The sequence below is a fragment of the Mycobacterium sp. genome (assembly GCF_035623875.1).
Lineage (GTDB): Bacteria > Actinomycetota > Actinomycetes > Mycobacteriales > Mycobacteriaceae > Mycobacterium.
The window spans coordinates 1-3,172 of sequence record NZ_DASPSP010000103.1 but is presented as its reverse complement, the minus strand read 5'-3'; the positions used below and the strand labels follow the sequence as shown (position 1 = coordinate 3,172).

Here is a 3,172-nt window from a genome sequence, read left to right as displayed (position 1 = left end):
GGTGGCGGGCCGCCGGGGAAACCGTTCAGGTGGCGCAGCCCGCTGGCCGCTTCGGCGACCGAGGCGTAACCGGCCTTGAGCGCGTCGGGGCCGGTCTGCCCGTAGCCTGACACCCGAACCAGGATGATGCCCGAATTGCGTCGGCTGAGCACGTCGTAACCCAGGTCCCACTTCTCCAGGGTGCCCGGACGGAAGTTCTCCACCACGATGTCGGATTTTTCGACCAGATCGAGGAACAGTTCGCGGCCACGCGGTCGGCGCAGGTCCAGTGTGATGGCCTTTTTGTTGCGCGCATGCACCGTCCAGAAAACGTGGTGCCCGTCGACTTCGGCCTGCCCCCAGGTTCGCAGTGGATCCGGTGCACCCGGTGGTTCCACCTTGATGACCTCGGCGCCCATGTCGCCGAGCAGCCGGCCGGCGAACGGTCCGGCGATCAGCGTGCCGAGTTCCAGCACGCGAACACCGTCAAGCGGTCCGGTGGGTGTCATTGCGCGCCCGCGAAATCGTGACGCACCAGCCAGTCGGTGACGATCTCGACCGCGTGGCGTAACTTGTCGCGTTGATCCGGTCCGGCGTAATAGTGTGTGGCGCCTGGGATTTCGTGGATCTCCTTGTCGGGATGGCCGATCGCCTCGAACAGCCGCCGGGTGTGGCTGGGTGTGCAGGCGTCATCGGCCAGGTTGCCGATCACCAGTGCCGGCACCGCGATGTCTTTTCCGCAGTCCACGCCGTCGCCGTGCGCGTCGTCGTAGCTCCATTGCGACAGCCAGCTGCGCAGCGTGGAGAAGCGGGCCAGCCCGACCGGGCTCATGTTCACCACTTGAGGATCGCCCAGATAGCAGGCTCCCGGTGTGCGTTCGTTCGGATCGACGTTGGGATCCAGCCAGCGCGGGTCTGCCATGGTGCCATGCACGACGAATCCGAACTCGTCGTCGGGGCGTCCGTCGGCCTTCAGTTCGGCCAGCTTTTCTTTGACCCAGGCGGTGATCCGGCGGTTACGGCTGATCTGCGCTTGCCGGTAGCGGGCCAGAAACTCCTGGCTGTAGGGCGGTTGGTTGGGATTGTCCGGGTTGTAGATGTCGAGTTCCGGGTCGCGTTTGGTGGGATCGGATTCGTCCAGGATCGACGCATCCAGCCATTCGGTTAGCGTGCCGTGCCGGCTGATGTGCGCGGCCAGCAGCATGATGCCGTCGGCGGCGGGCAAATTCAGCGTGGTGAGATCGGGCCCGTCGCCTGACGGGCTCGACCTGATGGTCGGGTGCTGGGCCTGCTGTTGGTAGAACACCGACAGCGAGCCGCCGCCACTCCAGCCCGCGAGCACCACTTTCCGATAGCCAAGGCGGTCCTTGGCGTCCTTGATCGCCGCGCCGAGATCCTCGACCACCTTCTCCATCAGCAGCGCCGAGTCGGTGCCGCGGAACCGACTGTTGCAGTAGATGACGTGGTGACCCGCCCGGGCCAGCGCGTTGATCATCGGCAGGTACGCACCCCCACCGATCGGATGCATGAACACCAGCACGGTGTCTGACGGTTTGTCTTTCGGCTTGAGCAGATAGCTCTCCAGCACGGTGATCTCGGCGAGCCCGCCATAGACGTCCCGGACACCCGAATTGTTCTCGAAAGCAACGAGATACGGGATGCGGTCGTAGTCGTGTTTCACCGCTGTTGTCATGAGTGCTGTCCTAGGTCGTGCGCCAGCACCTCGGCTGACGGGGTCAATCGGCGGCGGGTGTCGATGGCGATCACTTGCCAGTCGACGCGGGAATGTTCGTCGAATTTGCGACGGGCCCGCTCTCGCGCCTTCTCCGGCGCGCCATGGTGAACTCCCTGCGGCGCATGGGTAATCAGGCCCGGGGGCATCGGGATGCCATAGAGCGAGCCGCCGTGGAAGAAGGCAATCTCGTCGTAGTCGACGTTGCGGTGATACCAGGGTGTGCGTTCGGTGCCGGGGACGCCTTCGGCGGGCTTTGGCAGAAAGTTCATCACGTAGACGCCGGTGGCCTGCATGAACAAATGCACGGTCGGCGGCAGGTGGACGCTGTCGGAAGTGATCACGTTGTAGTCGGCGATGTTGAACGTGAACGCGAAGTTGTCGCCGCGCCAGCCTTCGACATCGATCGGATTGTGTTGGTAGAAAAGCGTTGTCGGGCCGCCCTCGTGGACCAGCCGGACCTCGTACTCGTCGCGCTCGTCATCGTCGATCGGAGCTGGGTCGGGGATGACCGCCTGCGACGGGTCGAAGGGGAAATGCCGGCCCAGCGATCCGGGCGGCGGGACGCGGAACTCGTCGCTCGCCTCGATCATCAGCAACGTCGATTCGCCGTCGGGCACCTGGCGCCACGTGCATGCCTTGGGGATGTACACCCAGTCACCCTCGCGGTAGGGCAGTGGTCCGAACTCGGTCTCTAAGAGCCCGGTGCCCTGGTGCACAAAGCACAGCAGGTCACCGTCGACATGGCGGGTATAGAACGGCATCGGCTGATGGCGGCGGGACAGCGAGATGCGGCACTCGGCGTTGGCGAACATCAACAGCGGCCCGCCGTTGGCGTCGGTCGCGTCGCTGGGTTTGAGCTCGCTGGACAGCACGTCGATCGGGCGCAGCGGACCCTCCGAGCGGTATGCGGTGGGGTCGTGGCGGCGGTAGATGTTGGCGGTTCGGCCGGTGAATCCGCCGCGGCCCAGCTCGTCGTCCTTCAGCCCGTCCAGATCAGCATGAAGCCGGCGTGGCGTTTTACCTTTGCGCAAGTGGATGAAGGATTCCATGGTGGCTCCCAGCGTGCGACGGCATCGGCGGCAAACAAAGAACTAAAAGTGACATTACTTTTTCTTCTTGCGCGATACAAGGGCCGAATCCCCGCCGAGACTTAATCCACTGCGACCTGCATCGGCGTGTCGTCGCAACCGCGTATGTGTCGCGGATCCACGGGCCGCGTCAGTCCCGTATGCGTAGGACGACTTTTCCTTTGGCGGTGCGATTCTCCAGCGATGCGATCGCGGCGGCGGCCTCGTCCAGCGGGTAGACCACCGGCTCCGGGGGAGCCAGCTTGCCCGACGCGAGCAGCTGCTCCAGGTGGGCCCACTGCTCGGTCAGCGCGCCGGGGTGGGTGCCCGCCCAGGCGCCCCAGCCGACGCCGACCACGTCAATGTTGTTGAGCAGCAGCCGATTCACCTT

At 64.8% G+C, this 3,172-nt stretch carries 4 protein-coding genes; all 4 read right to left on the bottom strand.

The window, feature by feature from the left end; translation table 11 throughout:
- Positions 1–488: CaiB/BaiF CoA transferase family protein (locus VEI45_RS08360; protein ID WP_324852058.1), on the bottom strand; the 488-nt coding region annotated here is incomplete at its 3' end.
- Positions 485–1,672 (bottom strand): alpha/beta hydrolase, encoded by a 1,188-nt coding sequence (locus VEI45_RS08355; protein WP_324852056.1) that lies wholly within the window; start codon positions 1,670–1,672, stop codon positions 485–487. The genes VEI45_RS08355 and VEI45_RS08360, both read right to left, overlap by 4 nt.
- Positions 1,669–2,763 (bottom strand): homogentisate 1,2-dioxygenase, encoded by a 1,095-nt coding sequence (locus VEI45_RS08350; RefSeq protein ID WP_324852054.1) that lies wholly within the window; start codon positions 2,761–2,763, stop codon positions 1,669–1,671. Before VEI45_RS08350 ends, VEI45_RS08355 begins: the two co-directional genes overlap by 4 nt.
- Positions 2,764–2,932: 169 nt before the next feature.
- The coding region (locus tag VEI45_RS08345) for a zinc-binding dehydrogenase (RefSeq protein WP_324852052.1) at positions 2,933–3,172 on the bottom strand (240 nt) is incomplete at its 5' end.

What these genes read in the sequence shown, in the direction of transcription:
- VEI45_RS08355 (WP_324852056.1), bottom strand. Translation starts at nt 1,672, where the DNA reads ATGACAACAGCGGTGAAACACGACTACGACCGCATCCCGTATCTCGTT.
- VEI45_RS08350 (WP_324852054.1), bottom strand. Translation starts at nt 2,763, where the DNA reads ATGGAATCCTTCATCCACTTGCGCAAAGGTAAAACGCCACGCCGGCTT.